Source organism: Pelagibacterium flavum (assembly GCF_025854335.1).
GTDB lineage: Bacteria > Pseudomonadota > Alphaproteobacteria > Rhizobiales > Devosiaceae > Pelagibacterium > Pelagibacterium flavum.
On sequence record NZ_CP107716.1, the window covers coordinates 3,471,562 to 3,489,723 of the forward strand.

The window sequence follows — 18,162 nt, forward strand, 5'->3', positions numbered from 1 at the left end:
TACCTCGCCGGGCCCTTTTTGCAGCGCGAAAGCAGCGTCAGGCCGTCAGAACATGTCCCTCAATAACGCCGCGCTTGCCTTCGGGGTTCAATCCGCCGTCGCTGATCTGTTGTACGCCATAAAGCTTGTCGTCGGTGAAGGCGCTGGAGCGGATGGAAAAGATGTCGTCGTTTTCGTTGTGACGATCGGCGGAAGCGGCCTCAGCTTCTGCGGCTACCAGGCGTGCGTCTCCGCTAGATTTGGCGCGAACCAGCACGTCGCCATGATTCATTGCCAAATCCCAACCGGGGTCTTGAGGGTGAGCAAGTGGATACAGCTTGTAGATCGGCATGAGCTCGATTCCTTGGTGAACAGACGTTCAATTTATGAAACGAGCCCCGCTTTCGGCGGTTCCCGCACTCACTCAGGTGAACGCTGTCGCATGACCGCTGGAACTTGCCCCCGGCCAGGCCCGTTGGCCCCCGAGACTTGAGCCCGCTGAAACAAAAGTAAGGAGACATCTCATGGCAAATGCCGGCAAGAAAATGGGAGCTCGTCGCCCGTGAACAATTGGCAACGAGCTGGAATTGCGCGGTTTTCGGCGGCCTTGGAAGTATCCTGTTTCGCAAGGTTGTGAGGATTTGGCGGCATTTGCTTGCGTTTTCGCATGCGCGCGCATGAAGGGTCTGGGCATTTCGATCGCGGCCTGATTCAGTGCGAGGACCGAAGATGGAGCCCCGCCGATGCGCCCCAGGAAGCCCGACCCGACGCCGCAATCCGACATGTTTCGAGAGAGCCTGGAGGCGATCCTTGATCCCCGGCACGAGCTCCTGCGGCTTGCGGCACGCATCGACTGGGACCGGCTCGACGCGCTCTATGGCGCCACCTTCGTGGAGCAGGTCGGCCGCCCCGGCCTGCCGACCCGACTGATGGTGGGACTGCACCTGTTGAAGCACATCAAGGGACTTTCGGATGAGGCCGTGTGCGCGGCCTGGGTTGAGAATCCCTATCACCAGGCGTTTTGCGGCGAGACCCATTTCCAGCACAGGCTGCCGGCGGACCGCTCCTCGATGACCAACTGGCGCAAGCGCATGGACGCCGACAAGCTCGAAGCGCTGCTGGCCGAGACGATCTCGATTGCCATGGCAAGCGGTGCCGTCAGCGAGCGCCAGCTCGAACGTGTCACGGTCGACACCACCGTCCAGACCAAGGCAGTGGCCCATCCCACCGACAGCCATCTGATGCTGCGGGCGATCGAATGGCTGAACCGGGCGGCAAGGGCCAATGGCGTGCGGCTGCGCCAGTCCTATCTTCGCGTGGCACGCCGTGCCCGCAAGGAGGCGGCCCGCCTCATGCATGGCCGTGGCCACAAGCAGGCGAAGGCGCATCTGCGCTTCATGCGCACGCGGTTGGGCCGACTGATCCGCGACATCGAGCGCAGGATCGATGGCGACCCGACTCGCATGGAGGCTCTCGCAACCGTCCTGGAACGGGCCCGGATCATCCATGGCCAGAAGCCCGGCGACACACAGAAGCTCTACGCCTTCCACGCGCCGGAGGTCGAATGCATCGGCAAGGGCAAAGCTCGCACCCGATATGAGTTCGGCGCAAAAGCCTCCTTTGCCACCACCAACGAGCGCTGCAAGGGCGGCCAGTTCGTGCTCGGCGCCCTGTCCTTGCCCGGCAACCCGTATGACGGCCACACGCTCGGTGCTCAGCTCGATCAGGTCGCCCGCATCACCGGACAGAACCCCGCCCGTGCCTATGTCGACCGCGGCTATCGCGGACATGGGCTCAACCGCGACGGGCTGGAGGTCCATGTCTCTCACACGCGCGGCATCACCTCACCCACCATCAGGCGAGAACTGCGACGGCGAAACGGAATCGAGCCGGTCATCGGTCACATGAAGCAGGACGGCCATCTGGAACGAAATCCCCTCAAGGGCATCGAAGGAGACGTCATCAACGTCATGCTCTGCGCCATCGGTCACAACCTCCGGCTCCTCCTGGCATGGTTCAGGAAGCTTTTGTGGCTGATCCTGGCGCTCATCCTGTTCCCGAACAGCACGGCCCGCTCACGCCCTGCCTGACAAAACCGGATTCTTCACAGGCGACGAGCTCACCCCACGGGCCAGCAGGGCGCCAAGCCCGCTGGGAAGGTCGAGCCCGGCGCATTACCCGACGAATTCGACTATGCCGATGACATTCACGGTCGCAACAGCCTGCGCGCCAACCATCAGCAGAATGTCCGCAATGAGCGTCAAGCCCAGGCCGGTGCCACCGGCAAGACCGAGGGCATCGTTGAAAGTTTCGAAAAGCGCAGGAAAACCAAATAGACGTTCGGCGGGGGAACTCCCGTCAACGCCCAAGATCCGCCCGGCTTCCCCTTCCACAGCAATGGTGTGGGGCGCGCTACCGAAGCGCCCCACGGGGCCGCAGCAGCACTGAAATGGCCCACATCACCGCTTTAAGAGCCATCAAGCCGCCGCTTGGGCGATGAGTGCACCGTCGATCGGTCGGCTCCAGTAATAGCCTTGGCCAAATTCGCACCCGAGCTTTCTGAGAATTTCGGCCTGGTGGGCGTGTTCAATGCCTTCAGCAAGGACGCGCTTTCCCATCGTTTGGGCAATATCGATAATGCCGGCGACTATGCCGGGCGTGGCTCCGGGAACGGCCAGCCGATCGATAAACGCCTTGTCGATCTTGAGGATATCGAAGGGCAGCTGGTCGAGATAGGCCAGAGAGGACTGTCCGGTCCCGAAATCGTCGATGGCGATGGTAATACCCATTGATCTAAGTCTCTCGAGCTCGGCAACCACGTTCGCGCGCATGGACATGGTTGCTGTTTCAGTGATCTCGAGCTCAAGGCGATCGGCAGGAAGTCCGGTGATGTCGAGCGCCGCCGCGACGTCGGCGGCCAGATCGCCCAGTTCGAAATGCAGAGCAGAGATGTTTACGGCCACACGCATGCCGTTCGTCCAACGCAGCGCAGTCCGGCAGGCCTCCACCAACACCCAACGGGTGATTTCGACAATCATGCCGGTTTCTTCCGCGATGGGCAGGAACTCCCCCGGGGGGACAATCTCGGTCCCGCGCCGCCACCGCAAAAGAGCTTCGGCACCAATCATGCAACCGGTTCGCAGGTCGATTTGCGGCTGGAACTGAAGGAAAAACTGGTCATCCTCGAGCGCCTTGGCGAGCTTGGCCTCAAGCGTTCGATTGCGAGAAACCTGCGCCGATTGAGATTGATCGTAGAGGGTAAGCTGGTTGAGGTTTCGCCGGTCATTGGAAATGAGTGCCGCCTCGGCACGGCTTAGCCAGGTCTCGGGATTTTCCACAGCGTCTGCATCGGCGTAGCCGGCACTCAGGCCGACAGCTGCCGTGTGACCCTCGAGGTCGAAAGCGAGACGGGTGGTTTTGCCGATCATCTCGAACTGGTGCTCGATCCTCTCGTCAGACAAGGCTGCCACGGCAAACTGACCCTGGCCCAGATGGGCAACAGCCGAAAACCCGCTGGCTCGTAGCCGATCTGCGAATTGGCGCAGCAGCGTATCGCCAGCGCAGTGTCCGAGACTTGCGGTGATGGTGCCAAATCGCTCAAGCTGAACGACAAAGACGCCGGACACTTGCTCCCCGCATCCTTGTGCATCATGCAGGCGCTTAAGGAACCCCGAGCGCGACAAGGTATCTGTGAGCTGATCGTGATCGGCAAGATAGCGGAGTCTGGCTTCGCCGTGTTTGCGTGCCGTGATGTCCCGGAACGTTACCGTGACAATGCTCTGCTTTCGCTCGCCGAATGTGCTGTGGGTTGCCACATACTCAATGTTTCGGGGCCGGCCTTCGGATTCTACTATCGCTTCGCCCTGAACGCTCGTCTTGCAGTCGATGGCATTATCTATTGCCACGCCGATTTCGACGGGCAAAAGGTCCGAGAGATTCCGGCCTACCGGGGCACACCCAAGAAATTCGGTTGCGAAACGGCTTGCCGAGATGACCTCGCCATCGGGCTGCGCTATCAACACGCCATCAAAATTGTCCGCGATCACCTGCTTGAGCATGGCCCGGAAGGCATCGCGTTCGCCGCCAAGTCGCTGGACCAGGAAGCCGAGAATGCGGGTATCAAGGATTACGGTTCCAAGCATCAGTGCCGCCGTTCCAGCATGGTAGATGCCGGTGGGCAGCATCACGGCACTCCCAAGATAGAGAGCAAGCGCAACGCCCTCTACCGCTAGCGCTCCAATCGCAAGAGCGATGATGCGCACGATGGGACTATGAATAGGCAGAGCGACCTGTAGCGCAAGAAGCAATAATGCGGCCCCGGTCATCCACCAGGGTGAGGCATTAACGAGCCCACGGCCTGCAAGTGCAGTTTCGGCCGCCAGGATCTGAACCACCGCTCCGGGCTGTGGCCCCTGGTTCGGTGTGAAAAACAGGTCTTTCAGCTCCAGAGCTGACGCGCCAAGAACAACATGCTTGCCGGCAATCAGATCGGGTTCGGCTGTGCCATCGAGCAGGTCTCGCGCTGAAACTTTCGGTATGGTGTCAGCGTCGATTCCGTAGTCGAGCGACTGATACGAAGAGCCTTCACTGCCTCCCGCCAGTGCGGTGGCGAGCGATGGAATGCCGCCCTCCTGACTCCACGCATAAGAAGGCACTGCCCGAACGATGCCCAGCACGTCAGTGAGCGCACCAGCAGCGAACATGTCCGAGTATTTCAAGAACTCTGGCAGTGGGCGCGTGAGATCGCCACTCTCATTCCGCTGGAACGCAGCGAGATACACATACCCGCCCGCAGCTTCCAGAGAATCTGCAAGGGCCGCATCGTCCCCGCGGGCGCTGACCGCCGAAAAATCGACATCAACCCAGACATCGTAGGCGCCCAGTTCAAGCGCCCTGTCGATGATCTGGGCATAGACCGCGCGCGGCCAGGGCCAGATACCGACGGTATCGATAGTGGCTCCGTCTATATCGAGAAAGACGATGTCCTGGGATGCTGCGCGCGAACTTTGGCCAAAACGCCAATCGGCAAGGTCGCGGTCCAGCGAAACCGTCGCATTGAGCGCGGCCAGGGCAAAAAGACCGACTGCAATGAGCACCGCTCCGGCCAGACGGTAACGTCGGTTCCGAGTCGATGTATCAGCTTGCGTTCGGAACATCGCCCGCCTCCGGTGACGCGCGCTATCGCCTAGCCCTGCCCAACGCCATTGCCTGGCGCATTTCCGGATTTGCCAGGCGCTTCGCCCGAACGACCGGGCGCATTGCCGGAGTTGCCCGGTGCTTCGGCCGAACGACCGGGTGCATTGCCAGAGTTGCCCGGCGCATCACCCGAATTGCCTGGTGCACCGCCCGATTGTCCCGGCGTGTTCCCCGAGTTACCGGGTGCTTCGCCCGAACGGCCGGGTGCGTTGCCCGAATTGCCCGGCGCGTCCGAACTGTTGGACATACCATTGGACTGGGTGCCTGTCGGCACGTTTACCGGCCGTCCTGCAGCATCGATCACCGTAGGCAGCTGGCCCTGTCCCTCGACCGCCAGCCTGCCCGAGCCGCCGACGGCACGCTGACCGGCATTGATCGCGACCGAAAGACCGCGCTCGCTTTCAGTGACCGACACAGTGCCACGCTCAACCGAGACGTCGCCGCCGTTTTCGTCAGCGAACACAGTAAAGCGAGTGCCCTTGACCACCGCTACCATATGATGCGTCCGGATTCCGAAGTGCTCGACATCCAAAGCTTCCACATCCGCCGTGATCTCGCCCCCCGAATGGAGCACCCATGTATAGTCACGTCCTTCGAGCGCCGAAATCTGGATCTGGGAGTTTGGCCGCATCTCCAGCACCTGTTCGCCTGACCGGAACGTTACATGACCGTTGGCGCCCGTGCGGATAATGCGGCTGTCTTCGATGACGTCGCCAATCGATATTGGTATCCAGGTCTCATCGACCATGGCCAGGACAACGCCGCGCAGACGATCAGCCTGCCATTCACCTGCGATTGTTGGTTGGCTAGCCATCAGGGCGGCTGCGAATGCCAGAGCTGTCTTGAAAATATTCATGGGTGGCCTCCAATGTTGGAGCCATACTCGCCGCCCACAGTTAACGGAATGCTTCGCTCCGCAGCGACGAGTCGCGCGTGCTAAAGAACGCGTTAATGTCGGGATGACAATCCTGTTCAGGTGCTAGTCGATCGTCTCTATAGCGCCGATCAGCGACCCGGATTTATCCTCGCTGCGCAAGCGGGATGTTGGTGACGCAATCCAGGTCTTTGAAATGAATGGCGCGCCCGAAAGGATTCGAACCTCTGACCCCCAGATTCGTAGTCTGGTGCTCTATCCAGCTGAGCTACGGGCGCGCAGTGCCGTTGCGGTGAACGCGGTTTCGGGGCAGTTCGCCCGAGCGGCAGGCGAACGCTTATACTGGCTCGGCGGCCATTGCAAGGGGCCAGAGGGGGAAGTTTTTGAGGAAATTCGTCAGACGCCCCCAGCGGTGCCCGACGGCAGATCGATGGCGAAAGCTGTGCCTTGCGCCGTCTCGAGCAGTTCCACGCGTCCGCCATTGGCTTCGACAAGTTCGCGAACGATGGCAAGACCCAGGCCCGTGCCGCCGGCCCTTGCGGAGCCCTCAAATGCAACGAACAGGTTCTCTCGCGCGCGGGGCGGCAGGCCAGGTCCATTGTCGGCGACAACGAGCCGCATACCCTCAGCCGTCCGCTCATTGGAAAACTGGACATGGGGCGCTGCGACATCGGGGCTGGCCTCAAGCGCTTCGCGTGCATTCTTGAACAGATTGGTCAAAACGCGCGCAAGATGGTCAGGATCGACAAGAATGACCGAATCATCGGGAACCTGATTTTCAAACACGATCCGAGGATGCCCCGTGAGCCCGGCCGAAAGCGCGGCCTCGAAGCCGAGAGCCCGCAGATCGACTGGCTCGGCACGGGGCGGGGCCGATTGCTGACGACCGTAATCAAGCACCGTCTGGGCAAAGGTTATCGCCTTATCGAGCGTGGTTACGAGCCGCGGCGCCAGGCGCTGCACCTGGGGGTCATCGAGATTGGCCACCTGGTCTGAGAGCAATTGGGCCGAGGTGAGCATATTGCGCAGGTCGTGATTGATCTTGGACACAGCCATCCCCAGATCGGCCAGATGCCGGCGCTGGCGCAGCATGGCGAAGAGTTCGGCCTGCGTGTCGGCCAGAGCCCGCTCGAGAATGCCGATTTCATCCTTGCGGGCCGCGTCAGGCACGATGACCAGCGTGCCGTTTTCGGGATTTTCACGAAATGCCAGCATCTGGTTGGTGAGGCGCTTGATCGGCCCGATCAAAAGGCTCTCGGCCAGGATATAGATGACAAAAGCGGTAACCCCGGCAACGACGATGGAAACGAGCACGATATTGCCGGCATAGGTCAGAAGGTCGGCCCGCAGCGGGCTCTCGGGCATCAGGATTTCGACCACGGCGTCGCCCGCGCCGGGCGGGACGCCAACGATGCGCAGGGTGCGCTGCCCCCCAAGAAACAGAGTATCGAGCGCCTCGACAATCAACCGCATGGGGTTGGTGTCGCGCAGATCGGCCAGATGGGGCTGCTCGGGCATGGACACGGCCTCGAGCCCGATCAGATCGGTCTGTCCCTCACGGCGATAGACGATGGCGATGGCGCCGGCAGCCTGCAAGAGCGGGTCGGTGATCTCGGCTGGCAGGTCCATAACGTCGGGGGCGGTGTCGAATACCCGCACGGCCACGCCGCCGACACGCAGCCGGTCCTCGAGCCAGCCAACGCGATAATTGGCGAGCGAGGGCAGGAAAACAGCGACTTCCACAAGAAGAATGACCAGCGCGATCGCCGCTATGATCTTTATGGAGAGGCCGGAGAACGGGCCAGGCACCTTGGCAATGTCGCGTGTCATTGTGCCAGCCTACAATCCGATTTTACCTATGGCAACAAACGCTTAAGCAGACGCCGCCAGCCTGTGAACGCGGCGCCGGGATGGCCCCGGGCATATTCGGCGGCGGCCAGGGGTATGATCTGGGCGAAAGATGGGTATGGCACGACAAGCCCACCGAGTTCGGACAGCGTCATTTTCCGCGCAATGGCAAGGGCAAAGACCGGCACGAGTTCGCTGGCAGTGGGGCCCACCACGCCTGCGCCCACCACTCTGCCCGAGTCGTCGAGAATGATCTTGGCATGGCCATGCCGCTCGGCGCGCGCCAGGGCCGCGTCAGTCTGGGCCAGCGCGATGCGGACAATTTCGAAGCGATCCTTGAATCGTGCTCTGGCTTCGGGCTCGGTCATGCCGATCCTGGCAATGGCAGGGCTGGTATCAACGACGTGCGGCACCAGACCCTCGGCGCCTGCCGAACCGGCTATGGCATCCACAGCGAGCTCGGCGCTGTGGCGCGCCGCGTGAACCCCGACATGTCCGGCGGCGTCGCCGACAAGGAAGATGCGGCGGTTCGAAGTCCGGCCAAACCGCGCCAGCGCCGGGCGCGCGCCCTGCATGCGCACACGGGCAGCCTCTAGGCCCAATCCCTCGAAATCGGGCTCCCGCCCGGTTGCGAACAGCAAATGGGTGCCCTCGATCCGCTCTTCATCGGGTCCGGCCTTGATATCGAGGGCAACCTGCTCATTGCCGCCGGCGATAGAAACGATCCCTGTGTGGATGCGCAGCTCAAGCCCCTCGGCCCGCAGACGCCGCAACACGATATCGACCAGTTCGCTGTCTTCACCGGCCAATGGCTCGAGCATTTCAACGACGGTAACCTTGGCGCCCAGCCGCAAATGGGCCTGGGCCAGCGCCAACCCTGTCGCGCCCGCCCCTACGACGATCAGGTGAGACGGGCGGCGGGTTAGCTCGAAAATGGTTTCTGGCGTAAAGAACGGTACACCATCGCGCCCGGGAATGTCTGGCAGGATGGGCCGCGATCCGGTGGCGAGCAGAAAATGGGGCGCCTTGATCGAGCGTCCCGCGACCTCGATCGTGGCCGGGCCGGTGAACCGGGCCCGGCCCTTGACGATCTCGACGCCCTGGCCGACCAGATGCTCGGGAGAAACGGTCGCATTCGCATCTTCGATCATGGCGCGAATGCGCGCATTGATGCGGGCGAAATTGATGCGCGGTTCATCGGTGCCCAGGCCAAGATTCCTGGCGTTGCGAATATGGTCGGCTCGCTCTGCTGCGGCGGCCAGCGCCTGGGACGGCAGAGCCCCCCAATTGTGCGCAACGCCGCCAAACTCTCCGGCTTCGACCAGCACGACACGCAGCCCGCGCGCCAGCGCACGCTCGGCCGCCGCTATCCCGGCCGGACCGGCTCCAACGATGCAAAGATCGATCCTGTCGCCCTGCGCCACGCGGCTGCCCTCAACCTTTGACCTTGATCCAAGACCCCGGCCGAATCCATGATGGGTTATTGCCCCGCTTTTAGCGCGGCCAAAGCGCGCTGGCCAGCGCCAGAGAACACACGCGATTGTGGCCATAGCACAATTGACTTGCCCCCACCTTTTCCCTATAAGCCGCCCAACCTTTGCCGATGGCCCGGGACGGCTTGTCCCATTCCCTTTCGCGCAAGACTTAAAGACAACAGACAAGCTTAACCAGAGGATCGCGCGGACCGGCGCGCGATGAACCATAATGAAGCGTACTTTCCAGCCGAGCAATCTTGTGCGCGCCCGCCGTCACGGTTTCCGTGCCCGCATGGCGACCAAGAACGGCCGCAAGATTCTCAATCGCCGTCGCGCGATCGGGCGCAAGCGGCTTTCGGCATAAGTCGGGCCTCGCTCCGATATGCCGGATAGCCCGGCATTGCCGATACGGCGCCTGAAAAAACGGGCGCAATTTCTTAAAGCCGCGCGGGGCAATAAAATTGCCAGGCGCGGCTTTGTGTTGCAGGCCACACCTGTTGCCGACCTTGCTCCCGGTGTAGGATACACCGTGACCAAAAAGACCGGCAATTCGCCCGAACGCAGCCGCATCAAGCGTCGGCTGCGTGAAGCTGTGAGGGCCTGTTCGGACCGGCTGGTCGCCGGCCACGACTATGTGTTGATCGGGCGGCGCGAAAGCCTGTCCGAACCGTTCGACAATTTGACGCGCGAACTCGGCAAGGCCATCGCGCGCCTGCACAGACCGGCCCAAGCGCCAAGCGGACATCCAAAGCCATGAACGAAAACAATCGCAACATGATCCTGGCCGTCGTCCTGAGCATGCTCGTGCTCTTTGGGTGGCAGTTTTTTATCGCAGGACCACAGCTCGATCAGGCCCAGCGCCAGGCCGAACTTTCGGCCCAGCAGGAATTGGCTCAGGATAGTGCAGACCTGGCGGCCCCCAGCGCCGATGGCGTTGCCGGCGCGGCGCCATCGGCGGACACCGGCACCCAGGTCTTTGCGACGCGCGAGGATGCCCTTGCCGCCTCGGATCGTGTGGCGATCGAAACAGACGCTCTTTCCGGTTCGATCAATCTGACCGGCGCGCGCATCGATGATCTCCATCTGTTGCGCTACAACGAGACCCCCGACCCCGACAGCCCGACCATCACGCTTCTGTCCCCGGTCGGCTCGGACGTTCCCTACTATCTCGAACAGGGCTGGGTTGCCGCTCAGGGAAGCGATGTGGCGCTGCCCACCGGGCAGACCGAATGGAGCGTTGAAAGCGGCGACACGCTGACCGCCGAAACACCGGTGACGCTGGTCTGGGACAATGGCGAGGGGCTGATTTTCCGCCGCACCATCAGCGTCGATGAGAACTACATGTTCACCATCGACCAGAGCGTTGAAAATTCGGGCGCCGGCGATGTGACCCTGTTCCCCTATTCGCGCATCGCGCGGCTCTATACGCCCCAGACCCAGAATTTCTTCATTCTGCACGAAGGCCCCATCGGGGTTCTTGGCGATGCCAATCTGGTCGAGCGCTCCTATTCGGACCTCGAGAACGAAGGCCAGCTCGATTTCGCCTCGACGGGCGGCTGGCTCGGCTTTACCGATAAATACTGGGCCACCGCGATCATTCCGCCGCAGGAACAGGCGATCAACGCGCGCTATTTCCACGGTACCAGCGCGCCGAGCGGTCATGACTACCGAGCCAATTTCGTCGCCCAGGACGCTGTCGTTGTTCCTGCAGGCGGCAGCGCGTCGCACGAGAGCCTGGCCTTTGCCGGAGCCAAGGTTGAATCGATCATCGATTCCTATGAGACCGCCTATTCGATCGACCGGTTCGAGTTGATGATCGACTGGGGTTGGTTCCACTTCATCACCAAGCCGATGTTCTATCTCATCCGGCTGCTCTACGAATTCCTGGGCAATTTCGGCCTGGCCATCCTGGCGGTGACCGTCATCGTCAAGGCGCTGTTCTTTCCGCTGGCCAACAAGAGCTATGCCTCGATGGCCAATATGCGGCGCGTGCAGCCCAAGATGAAGGAAATCCAGGAAAAGCATAAGGACGATCGCGCTGCCCAGCAGCAGGCGATGATGGAGCTCTACAAGACCGAAAAGATCAATCCCATCTCGGGGTGCTGGCCGGTCCTGATCCAGATCCCGGTGTTCTTCTCGCTCTACAAGGTTCTGTTCGTTACCATCGAAATGCGCCATGCGCCGTTCTTTGGCTGGATTCAGGATCTGGCGGCGCCCGATCCCACCCACATCTTCAACCTGTTCGGCCTTCTGCCTTACGATCCCAGTGCGGTGCCGGTTATCGGCTCGTTCCTGGCCATCGGTATCTGGCCGGTCATCATGGGCATCACCATGTGGGTGCAGATGCGGCTAAACCCGCCCCCGGCAGACCCCACCCAGGCGATGATCTTCAACTGGATGCCGGTGATCTTCACTTTCATGCTGGCGACCTTCCCGGCGGGTCTGGTGATCTACTGGGCGTGGAACAACTTCCTCTCGGTCGTCCAGCAATGGTTCATCATGCGGCGCCATGGCGTGACCGTTGACCTGCTCGGCAACATCAAGAGCTCGTTCAAGCGCAAGCCCAAGGCTGCCGAATAGCGACAAGCGCGAGGGCCGGGAAACCGGCCCTTCTTTTTTGGATCGCCCAAAATGACCGATTTGCCTGAAACTGTCCGCCTGCTGTTTGCGCGCCCCTGGATATTCCTCAAGGGCTGCGTTCGCGTTTCCGATCTTCCGGCCGACGATATCGTCGAGATTGCCTTTGCCGGACGCTCCAACGTCGGCAAATCCTCACTGATCAACGCCCTTGTCGGCCAATCGGCGCTGGCCCGGACGTCCAATACGCCGGGCCGGACTCAGGAACTCAATCTGTTCGCCCCCCAAGAGGGCGGCATCCGGCTCGTCGACATGCCGGGCTATGGCTTTGCCAAGGCCCCGAAGCCGGCAGTCGAAAAGTGGAACAAGCTGATCCACCAGTTCCTGCGCGGGCGGCCAAATCTGCGCCGCGTCTATGTGCTGGTCGATGCGCGCCACGGCCCCAAGCCCAATGATGCCACGGTGATGAACGAACTCGACAGGGCTGCCGTGTCCTATCAGGTGGTGCTGACCAAGGCCGACAAGCTCAGCGAAAAGGACCTTGGCGGCGTAGTGGACATGACGGCCAAATTCATCGCCAAGCGCCCCGCCGCTCACCCCGAAATCATTCTCACCTCCAGTGAGAAGGGCCTGGGCATCGATGTGTTGCGGCGGGAAGTGGCGCGGCTGCGCGAGGGTCTTTAGAGTCGCAGCCCGATTGAATAGATCTGTGGCTTTAAGTCTTTGCTTTGGCGCGTGATCGAACCGGAAAAGTCTGCAACTTTTCCTGATCACACTTTTAGAGCCTTTCAGTTTTTAACAGAAGCGTATCCTGCATTTTCGAGATAATTTGCGCATTCGTCTTGGCTGATGTTTGAGATGAGGTGGCCGACGTGACGCCATGTATCCTCAAGGGTGCGCATTTGGGCTTGGCGCATCCAATGCTTGATCTTGGCGAAGGCCTGCTCGATCGGGTTGAGGTCGGGCGAATAGGGCGGCAGGAACCAGAGCCTGGCACCGGCGGCCTTGATGGCTTGGCGAATGGCTGCGGCCTTGTGGCTGCCGAGATTGTCCATGACGACGATATCGCCAGGTTCCAGCACCGGCACGAGTTGCTGCTCGACATAGGCGCGGAAGCACTGACCATTGATCGGCCCGTCGAACACGCAAGGCGCCGTCAGCCGGTCGCAGCGCAATGCGGCCAAGAAGGTGAGCGTGCGCCAGTGACCATGCGGGGCAAAACCACGCAGGCGTTTGCCCTTCTGCCCCCAGCCACGCAGCGGCGCCATGTTGGTCTTGATCCATGTCTCATCAATGAACACCAGCCGCCGGGGATCGAGATCCGCCTGAAAAGACCGCCAGCGCCGTCGCCGCCGGGCTATGTCGGCACGAGCATGCTCAAGGGCGAACAGTGTTTTTTTTGAAACGAAGCCCCTCACGGCGCAGGAATTTCCACACCGTATCGTGCGACACCTTCACCCCGCGCGCCGCCAGCTCCTCCTTCAGTCCGTGCAGCGTCAGATGCGGTCTCTGGTCAATGCGCTCAACGATGAATGATCGGTGAGGGTCGAGAATGCGCTTGCGGTGCCCACCCATCTTGCCGGGCTCCACCGAGCCCGTAGCCCGGTAGCGCTGATGCCACTTCACCGCCGAGGAAACGGCAACACCAAAGCGGGCCGCGACAGACCGGCAGCTCTCACCGGTCTCGATCGCACCAACGACACGCTCGCGAAGATCATTGGATAGAGGTGCTGTCATCAGATGCTGGCCTCCTTCCCAGCCGACATCTTGAATCACAAAATCCCGAACTCGGGAATCCCCAACCGATTCAATCAATGACTGAACCGCTCTAGCTGGTCAGAAACCGGCTGATGGCTCCCGAGAGGACCACACTGTCCGAGCGGGTCTTCATCGAATCGTGCGCCGCTTCGACTGTGTCGTCAGAAACCTTGCCACGCCGCAGATCGATCAGCGCGCTGGCATAATCGTCTTCGAATTCCGGGTGAGGCTGGAAACTCAGTATCTTGCCCCCGGCATAGACCAGCCCTGCGTTGGGCGCAAATTCGTTGCGCAGGATCACTCTGGCCATTGGCGGCGGCGCTATCACCTGGTCCTGATGGGAACAGGCTATGGCCAATTTTTCGACACCCGGCACGAAATGGGGATGAACAGGCATGACGTCATAGACGTGCCGCCCCAGTCCCCATCCCTTTTCCGATTTGCGCACATCTCCGCCCAAGGCGTCTGCGATGATCTGGTGGCCAAAGCAGATGCCCACCATCTTGGTGCCGCTTTCATGGGCCTGGCGAATGAAATCGCGCAGCGGGTTCATCCAGGGCAGCGGGTCGTAAACACCGGCTGGCGAACCGGTGATCAGCACGGCCTCCTGCTTTGCGGGATCGGGCAGCGGCGCCCCCTCGAGCACAGGCACGAAGCGGGGTGTGATGCCGGCGCCATGGCGGGCCAGCATGGTGGCAAACATTTCCGGATAGGGACGGAACCGGCCGCGCAATGGCTCTGGCACGAGGCCCGTTTCAATGATGGTGAGATACATGGGGAGGGACCGCAGACTAACGATCCCGCATACAGACCCTAGGCCGGGACGAACGTCAAGGCGACGCCGTTGATGCAGTGGCGCTTGCCGGTCGGTTCGGGTCCGTCATCGAAAATATGGCCCAGATGTCCACCACAGTTCGAGCAATGGCATTCGGTGCGCACCATCATGAATGTCGTGTCGATCGAAGTGCCGATCGCGTCTGGCAGCGCTTCCCAGAAGCTGGGCCAGCCGGTGCGGCTGTCATATTTGGCTTCCGACGAATAGAGCGCCTGCGCACAGCCGGCGCAATGATAGATGCCGGGCTCGTAGAGCTTGTCGAGCTCCGAGGTAAAGGATCGCTCGGTGCCGTGCTCGCGCAGCACATAATATTGCATGTCGTCGAGCCGCTCGCGCCATTCGGCTTCGGTGAGAGTAAAGGGAAAATCCCCCTCGGCGCCTTTGGCAGTCAGGACAAAGCCCAATGTGGCGGCGCTGGTGGCGGCGGTGCCGGCAAGCAGGAAATTGCGACGGTCGATCATGGTCATTCTCCTTGCGGCGTTTATCCCAGCAAATTGCCTCGCGATCCAGTCAAACCCGCGTGTATCGGGGCTGAACATGGTTGCGCCCGGCCGACGGAGGGCGGGCCGGGCGCAGTTTGCGGCTCATTGTCAGGATTGGGGGCGAACGCTGAGCCGCGGTGCCTGTTGCTTACATGGCCGGCGTGAAAACCGCGTCGGTCACATGGATGACGCCGTTGGACTGCATGACGTCGGCGATGGTGACGGTCGCGGCCGTGCCGTTTTCGTCGGTGATGGTTACAGTGTCGCCATCATAGGTGGCTTCAAGCATGCAGCCGCCCAGCGTTTCGATGGTGTGGCTGCCGCCATCGGCATCGATCATGCCCACAAGGTCAGCCGCGGTTGCTTCCACGCCAACCACGTGGCAGGTCAGAACCTGCTGCAGCATTTCGAGATTTTCCGGCATCAAAAGCGTCTCGACGGTGCCTTCAGGCAGGGCGGCGAAGGCGTCGTTGGTCGGGGCGAATACTGTGAAGGGGCCATCGCCCTGCAGCGTTTCGACAAGACCGGCAGCTTCCACCGCAGCGACCAGGGTCGTGTGGTCGGCCGAATTGACGGCGTTTTCGACGATGTTCATGTCCGGCGACATCGGCGCGCCGCCGACCATCGGGTTGTCCTGCGCGAAAGCAGCGCCAGTCAGCGCCGAGGTGGCCAGGAGGGCTGAAAGAGCAATAGCACGGGTCTGCATGGTGTTCGTCTCCTAAAAGATCATCTGTTTTGACCTCCCCTTTTTGGGGAAGTTCGGGACCAGTTACGGAGCGTGAGAACAACAAGTTTCAGCTTTTCGAAAAAAAAATGTCAGATAGCGGCAATCGGGCCGGCTGCCACGACCGGGCCCTGGGGATCGCCGGTTGGCGAGCCGCCTTCGACTTCCCGCGTGACGGCGAGCGTAATGCCCTGAGCCAACCGGCCGCGCAGCGTCTCATCGACTGCAATGGTCTGGGCCTCGGCCACATCGATCACACCCATAGAGATCGGTGCATTGTCGCCCTCGATGAACCAGAGCTCATAATCATTGCCGGCACCGGCCGGCGAGCCGGTACCGCTCACCCGCAAGGCCCCGGTGCCCGCATCATAGCGCGCGATAAAGCTCACGTCGCTGTCGACTGTCTGCATCGCCGCCACAAGTTGGGTGGTATCGAGCGGTGTTTCGACGGTCGGCAGGAGCAGATTGAGACCAACCGAGAGTACGGCCACAGCGGCCGCGACCCCGGCCAGCGACCGCCAGAGCAGGAGCGAATTGTACCAGGGCGTTTTGGCGGCCACATCGGCGAACAGTCTTTGCTCAATCTTGTTCAAGAGCCCCGCCGAGGGCGTTGTGGGCACGTAATCTTCATTAAAGGCGGAGAAGCGGTGCTCCCAATAGGCAACTTCGGCAGCAAGATCGGGGCGCGACTCGATTGCACGCGCCATTGCGGCGCGGCTTTGCGCGCTTGTCAGTCCCAGCACATATTCAGCAACCGCCACGCGGCGCTCTTCGTCCCGGTTCAGATCGTTGTCGTCAAAATCGCTCATCGTTTCGTCTATTATGCTCCAAGACAGTCGCGCAAGGCCAGGAGCGACCGGCGCAGCCAGGTGCGTACCGTATTGAGCGGGACGCCCAGCCGGTCGGCCAGTTCATTGTAGCTTTCACCTTCGACATAGGCCCGGCGCACCGCTTCGGCGCGTTCGGGCTTGAGTTGTTCCATGCACTGCTCGATCCGGTTGCCGTCATCGGCGTTCATTGCCGACTGCTCAGGCGTCATCCCGGAATCGTGCAGATCGAACGCTTCGTCAATATCTGTATGACCCGACCGTCGCGCACGCACCCTGTCGATAGCGTTGTTGCGCGCAATGGTAATCAGCCACGTCATGGGGCTCGCGGCATCGGGGCGATAGCCCTCCGCACGCTGCCAGACCTTGATGAAAACGTCCTGCAAGGCGTCCTCGGCTTCGCTCCTGTTGGAGAGTATACGCAGGCTCACGCCAAAAAGTTTCGCGCTCGTGCGGGCATAGAGGGCACGAAACGCGTCGCGATCGCGCAGAGCGACACGCGCCAGAAGATCGGCAATTTCAGCGGTATCGGCCATAGGCGCCCTCCCTATCGCGTAACAATTGCTTTTTTTACTACGCGCTTCATCCGTAATTGGATCACAAGGCGCCTGGCGAGGACTATTCACGGGGCGCGCGTTCGGGTTAGAGAAGTTTTCAAGACCAAACGGAGTTGCCTTGCCTCATGGCCGACGGACTTGAAAACGCCTACGACGCCGAAGTGCTGTCCAAGGCCCTGCCCTTCATGCAGCGCTACGAGAACAAGACGGTGGTCATTAAATATGGCGGCCATGCCATGGGCGATCCCGAACTGGGCAAGGCTTTCGCCCGCGACGTGGCCTTGCTGAAACAATCGGGCGTCAACCCGATCGTGGTTCATGGCGGCGGCCCGCAGATCGGCGACATGCTCAAAAAGCTCGGCATCGAATCCAAATTCGAGGGCGGCTTGCGGGTGACCGACAAGCGCACCGTCGAGATCGTGGAAATGGTGCTGGCCGGCTCAATCAACAAAGAGATCGTGGCGATGATCAACGCCGAGGGCGAGTGGGCCATCGGATTGTGCGGCAAGGACGGCAACATGGTGTTTGCCGAAAAGGCCAACAAGAAATATGTCGACCCGACCTCCAATATCGAGCGCGTTCTCGACCTCGGTTTCGTCGGCGAGCCTGTCGAGATCGACCGCACGCTGCTCGATCTTCTGGCCCGCTCGGAGATGATCCCGGTCATAGCGCCCGTCGCACCGGGCCGGGACGGGAACACCTACAACATCAACGCCGATACGTTTGCCGGCGCGATCGCGGGGGCGGTATTTGCCAAGCGCCTGCTGTTCTTGACCGACGTTCCGGGGGTGCTCGACAAGGATGGCGAATTGATCCCCGAGCTTTCGGTACGCGAAGCGCAGCAGCTTATCGCCGACGGCACGATCTCGGGGGGCATGATCCCCAAGGTCGAAACCTGCATCGAAGCGCTCGATCGGGGCGTTGAAGGCGTGGTGATCGTCAACGGCAAGACTGCCCATTCGGTACTGCTCGAGCTGTTCACCGAACATGGCGCGGGAACGCTGATGGTGCGATAGGGGGGGGGCCGATC

The 18,162-nt window shown here is 61.3% G+C and carries 18 protein-coding genes and 1 tRNA gene; 6 read left to right on the forward strand and 13 right to left on the reverse strand.

Going from position 1 to position 18,162, the window contains the following annotated elements:
* Positions 1 to 37 precede the first annotated feature (37 nt).
* The gene (locus tag OF122_RS17395; RefSeq protein ID WP_264225443.1) at positions 38 to 331 is read right to left on the reverse strand and encodes a hypothetical protein; all 294 of its coding nucleotides are present in this window, start codon (positions 329 to 331) and stop codon (positions 38 to 40) included.
* Positions 332 to 722: 391 nt separating this feature from the next.
* Between OF122_RS17395 and OF122_RS17400 the strand changes: the two genes are divergently transcribed.
* Entirely contained in the window at positions 723 to 2,069 is a 1,347-nt protein-coding gene (locus OF122_RS17400; RefSeq protein WP_264225444.1) for an IS5 family transposase, read from the forward strand.
* A gap of 84 nt (positions 2,070 to 2,153) precedes the next feature.
* Here OF122_RS17400 and OF122_RS17405 read toward each other — a convergent pair whose 3' ends face one another.
* From OF122_RS17405 to OF122_RS17430, 6 genes are all read right to left on the reverse strand, one after another.
* The gene (locus OF122_RS17405) at positions 2,154 to 2,348 is read right to left on the reverse strand and encodes a hypothetical protein (protein ID WP_264225445.1); all 195 of its coding nucleotides are present in this window, start codon (positions 2,346 to 2,348) and stop codon (positions 2,154 to 2,156) included.
* 108 nt (positions 2,349 to 2,456) lie between these two features.
* A complete protein-coding gene (locus OF122_RS17410) occupies positions 2,457 to 5,135 on the reverse strand; it encodes an EAL domain-containing protein (RefSeq protein WP_264225446.1) in 2,679 nt (892 codons plus the stop codon).
* A gap of 29 nt (positions 5,136 to 5,164) precedes the next feature.
* Positions 5,165 to 6,031, reverse strand: coding sequence for a FecR domain-containing protein (locus OF122_RS17415; protein WP_264225447.1), 867 nt, complete (start codon positions 6,029 to 6,031; stop codon positions 5,165 to 5,167).
* 219 nt (positions 6,032 to 6,250) lie between these two features.
* Positions 6,251 to 6,327, reverse strand: a tRNA-Arg gene (locus OF122_RS17420).
* Positions 6,328 to 6,445: 118 nt separating this feature from the next.
* On the reverse strand, positions 6,446 to 7,879 hold the full coding sequence (locus OF122_RS17425) for a HAMP domain-containing sensor histidine kinase (RefSeq protein WP_264225448.1): 1,434 nt from the start codon (positions 7,877 to 7,879) through the stop codon (positions 6,446 to 6,448).
* A 26-nt stretch (positions 7,880 to 7,905) separates the two neighbouring features.
* Positions 7,906 to 9,321: a dihydrolipoyl dehydrogenase family protein gene (locus tag OF122_RS17430; protein ID WP_264225449.1), complete on the reverse strand. Its 1,416-nt coding sequence runs from the start codon at positions 9,319 to 9,321 to the stop codon at positions 7,906 to 7,908.
* 280 nt (positions 9,322 to 9,601) lie between these two features.
* Here OF122_RS17430 and rpmH point away from each other — a divergent pair, with 280 nt between their 5' ends.
* Genes rpmH through yihA form a run of 4 tightly spaced genes read left to right on the forward strand, consistent with a single transcriptional unit; the run spans position 9,602 to position 12,633 of the window.
* A complete protein-coding gene (rpmH, locus tag OF122_RS17435; protein ID WP_264225450.1) occupies positions 9,602 to 9,736 on the forward strand; it encodes a 50S ribosomal protein L34 in 135 nt (44 codons plus the stop codon).
* Positions 9,737 to 9,754: 18 nt separating this feature from the next.
* Complete coding sequence (gene rnpA / locus OF122_RS17440) at positions 9,755 to 10,129, forward strand: ribonuclease P protein component (protein WP_264225451.1); 375 nt, start codon at positions 9,755 to 9,757, stop codon at positions 10,127 to 10,129.
* Positions 10,126 to 11,952: a membrane protein insertase YidC gene (gene yidC / locus OF122_RS17445; protein ID WP_264225452.1), complete on the forward strand. Its 1,827-nt coding sequence runs from the start codon at positions 10,126 to 10,128 to the stop codon at positions 11,950 to 11,952. The genes rnpA and yidC overlap by 4 nt, the downstream gene beginning before the upstream one ends.
* A gap of 60 nt (positions 11,953 to 12,012) precedes the next feature.
* Positions 12,013 to 12,633 carry a ribosome biogenesis GTP-binding protein YihA/YsxC gene (gene yihA, locus OF122_RS17450; protein ID WP_264227696.1) on the forward strand — a complete coding sequence of 207 codons (621 nt, stop codon included), beginning with the start codon at positions 12,013 to 12,015 and terminating at the stop codon, positions 12,631 to 12,633.
* A 104-nt stretch (positions 12,634 to 12,737) separates the two neighbouring features.
* On the opposite strand, the gene OF122_RS17455 is transcribed toward yihA, so the two are convergent.
* The 6 genes from OF122_RS17455 to OF122_RS17480 form a co-directional block, all read right to left on the reverse strand.
* Positions 12,738 to 13,686, reverse strand: a protein-coding gene (locus tag OF122_RS17455; RefSeq protein WP_264224182.1) for an IS630 family transposase whose coding sequence is annotated in 2 segments (ribosomal slippage) — positions 12,738 to 13,349 and positions 13,351 to 13,686 — 948 coding nt in all. Because the reading frame shifts where the segments join, the coding sequence is not laid out codon by codon here.
* A 91-nt stretch (positions 13,687 to 13,777) separates the two neighbouring features.
* Entirely contained in the window at positions 13,778 to 14,482 is a 705-nt protein-coding gene (locus OF122_RS17460; protein ID WP_264225453.1) for a glutamine amidotransferase-related protein, read from the reverse strand.
* 38 nt (positions 14,483 to 14,520) lie between these two features.
* A complete protein-coding gene (msrB, locus tag OF122_RS17465; protein ID WP_264225454.1) occupies positions 14,521 to 15,003 on the reverse strand; it encodes a peptide-methionine (R)-S-oxide reductase MsrB in 483 nt (160 codons plus the stop codon).
* A 169-nt stretch (positions 15,004 to 15,172) separates the two neighbouring features.
* Positions 15,173 to 15,730 carry a fasciclin domain-containing protein gene (locus OF122_RS17470; protein ID WP_264225455.1) on the reverse strand — a complete coding sequence of 186 codons (558 nt, stop codon included), beginning with the start codon at positions 15,728 to 15,730 and terminating at the stop codon, positions 15,173 to 15,175.
* Positions 15,731 to 15,840: 110 nt separating this feature from the next.
* Complete coding sequence (locus OF122_RS17475) at positions 15,841 to 16,557, reverse strand: anti-sigma factor (protein WP_264225456.1); 717 nt, start codon at positions 16,555 to 16,557, stop codon at positions 15,841 to 15,843.
* 11 nt (positions 16,558 to 16,568) lie between these two features.
* Positions 16,569 to 17,111 carry a sigma-70 family RNA polymerase sigma factor gene (locus OF122_RS17480; protein WP_264225457.1) on the reverse strand — a complete coding sequence of 181 codons (543 nt, stop codon included), beginning with the start codon at positions 17,109 to 17,111 and terminating at the stop codon, positions 16,569 to 16,571.
* Between the two features lie 146 nt (positions 17,112 to 17,257).
* Between OF122_RS17480 and argB the strand changes: the two genes are divergently transcribed.
* Positions 17,258 to 18,148 carry an acetylglutamate kinase gene (gene argB / locus OF122_RS17485; protein ID WP_264225458.1) on the forward strand — a complete coding sequence of 297 codons (891 nt, stop codon included), beginning with the start codon at positions 17,258 to 17,260 and terminating at the stop codon, positions 18,146 to 18,148.
* Positions 18,149 to 18,162: the final 14 nt, after the last annotated feature.

Bases quoted from the DNA above. Each gene is read 5' to 3' on its own strand.
- OF122_RS17395 (WP_264225443.1), bottom strand. From the start codon at position 331: ATGCCGATCTACAAGCTGTATCCACTTGCTCACCCTCAAGACCCCGGT.
- OF122_RS17400 (WP_264225444.1), top strand. From the start codon at position 723: ATGCGCCCCAGGAAGCCCGACCCGACGCCGCAATCCGACATGTTTCGA.
- OF122_RS17410 (WP_264225446.1), bottom strand. From the start codon at position 5,135: ATGTTCCGAACGCAAGCTGATACATCGACTCGGAACCGACGTTACCGT.
- OF122_RS17415 (WP_264225447.1), bottom strand. From the start codon at position 6,031: ATGAATATTTTCAAGACAGCTCTGGCATTCGCAGCCGCCCTGATGGCT.
- OF122_RS17425 (WP_264225448.1), bottom strand. From the start codon at position 7,879: ATGACACGCGACATTGCCAAGGTGCCTGGCCCGTTCTCCGGCCTCTCC.
- rpmH (WP_264225450.1), top strand. From the start codon at position 9,602: ATGAAGCGTACTTTCCAGCCGAGCAATCTTGTGCGCGCCCGCCGTCAC.
- rnpA (WP_264225451.1), top strand. From the start codon at position 9,755: ATGCCGGATAGCCCGGCATTGCCGATACGGCGCCTGAAAAAACGGGCG.
- yidC (WP_264225452.1), top strand. From the start codon at position 10,126: ATGAACGAAAACAATCGCAACATGATCCTGGCCGTCGTCCTGAGCATG.
- OF122_RS17460 (WP_264225453.1), bottom strand. From the start codon at position 14,482: ATGTATCTCACCATCATTGAAACGGGCCTCGTGCCAGAGCCATTGCGC.
- msrB (WP_264225454.1), bottom strand. From the start codon at position 15,003: ATGATCGACCGTCGCAATTTCCTGCTTGCCGGCACCGCCGCCACCAGC.
- OF122_RS17470 (WP_264225455.1), bottom strand. From the start codon at position 15,730: ATGCAGACCCGTGCTATTGCTCTTTCAGCCCTCCTGGCCACCTCGGCG.
- OF122_RS17475 (WP_264225456.1), bottom strand. From the start codon at position 16,557: ATGAGCGATTTTGACGACAACGATCTGAACCGGGACGAAGAGCGCCGC.
- OF122_RS17480 (WP_264225457.1), bottom strand. From the start codon at position 17,111: ATGGCCGATACCGCTGAAATTGCCGATCTTCTGGCGCGTGTCGCTCTG.
- argB (WP_264225458.1), top strand. From the start codon at position 17,258: ATGGCCGACGGACTTGAAAACGCCTACGACGCCGAAGTGCTGTCCAAG.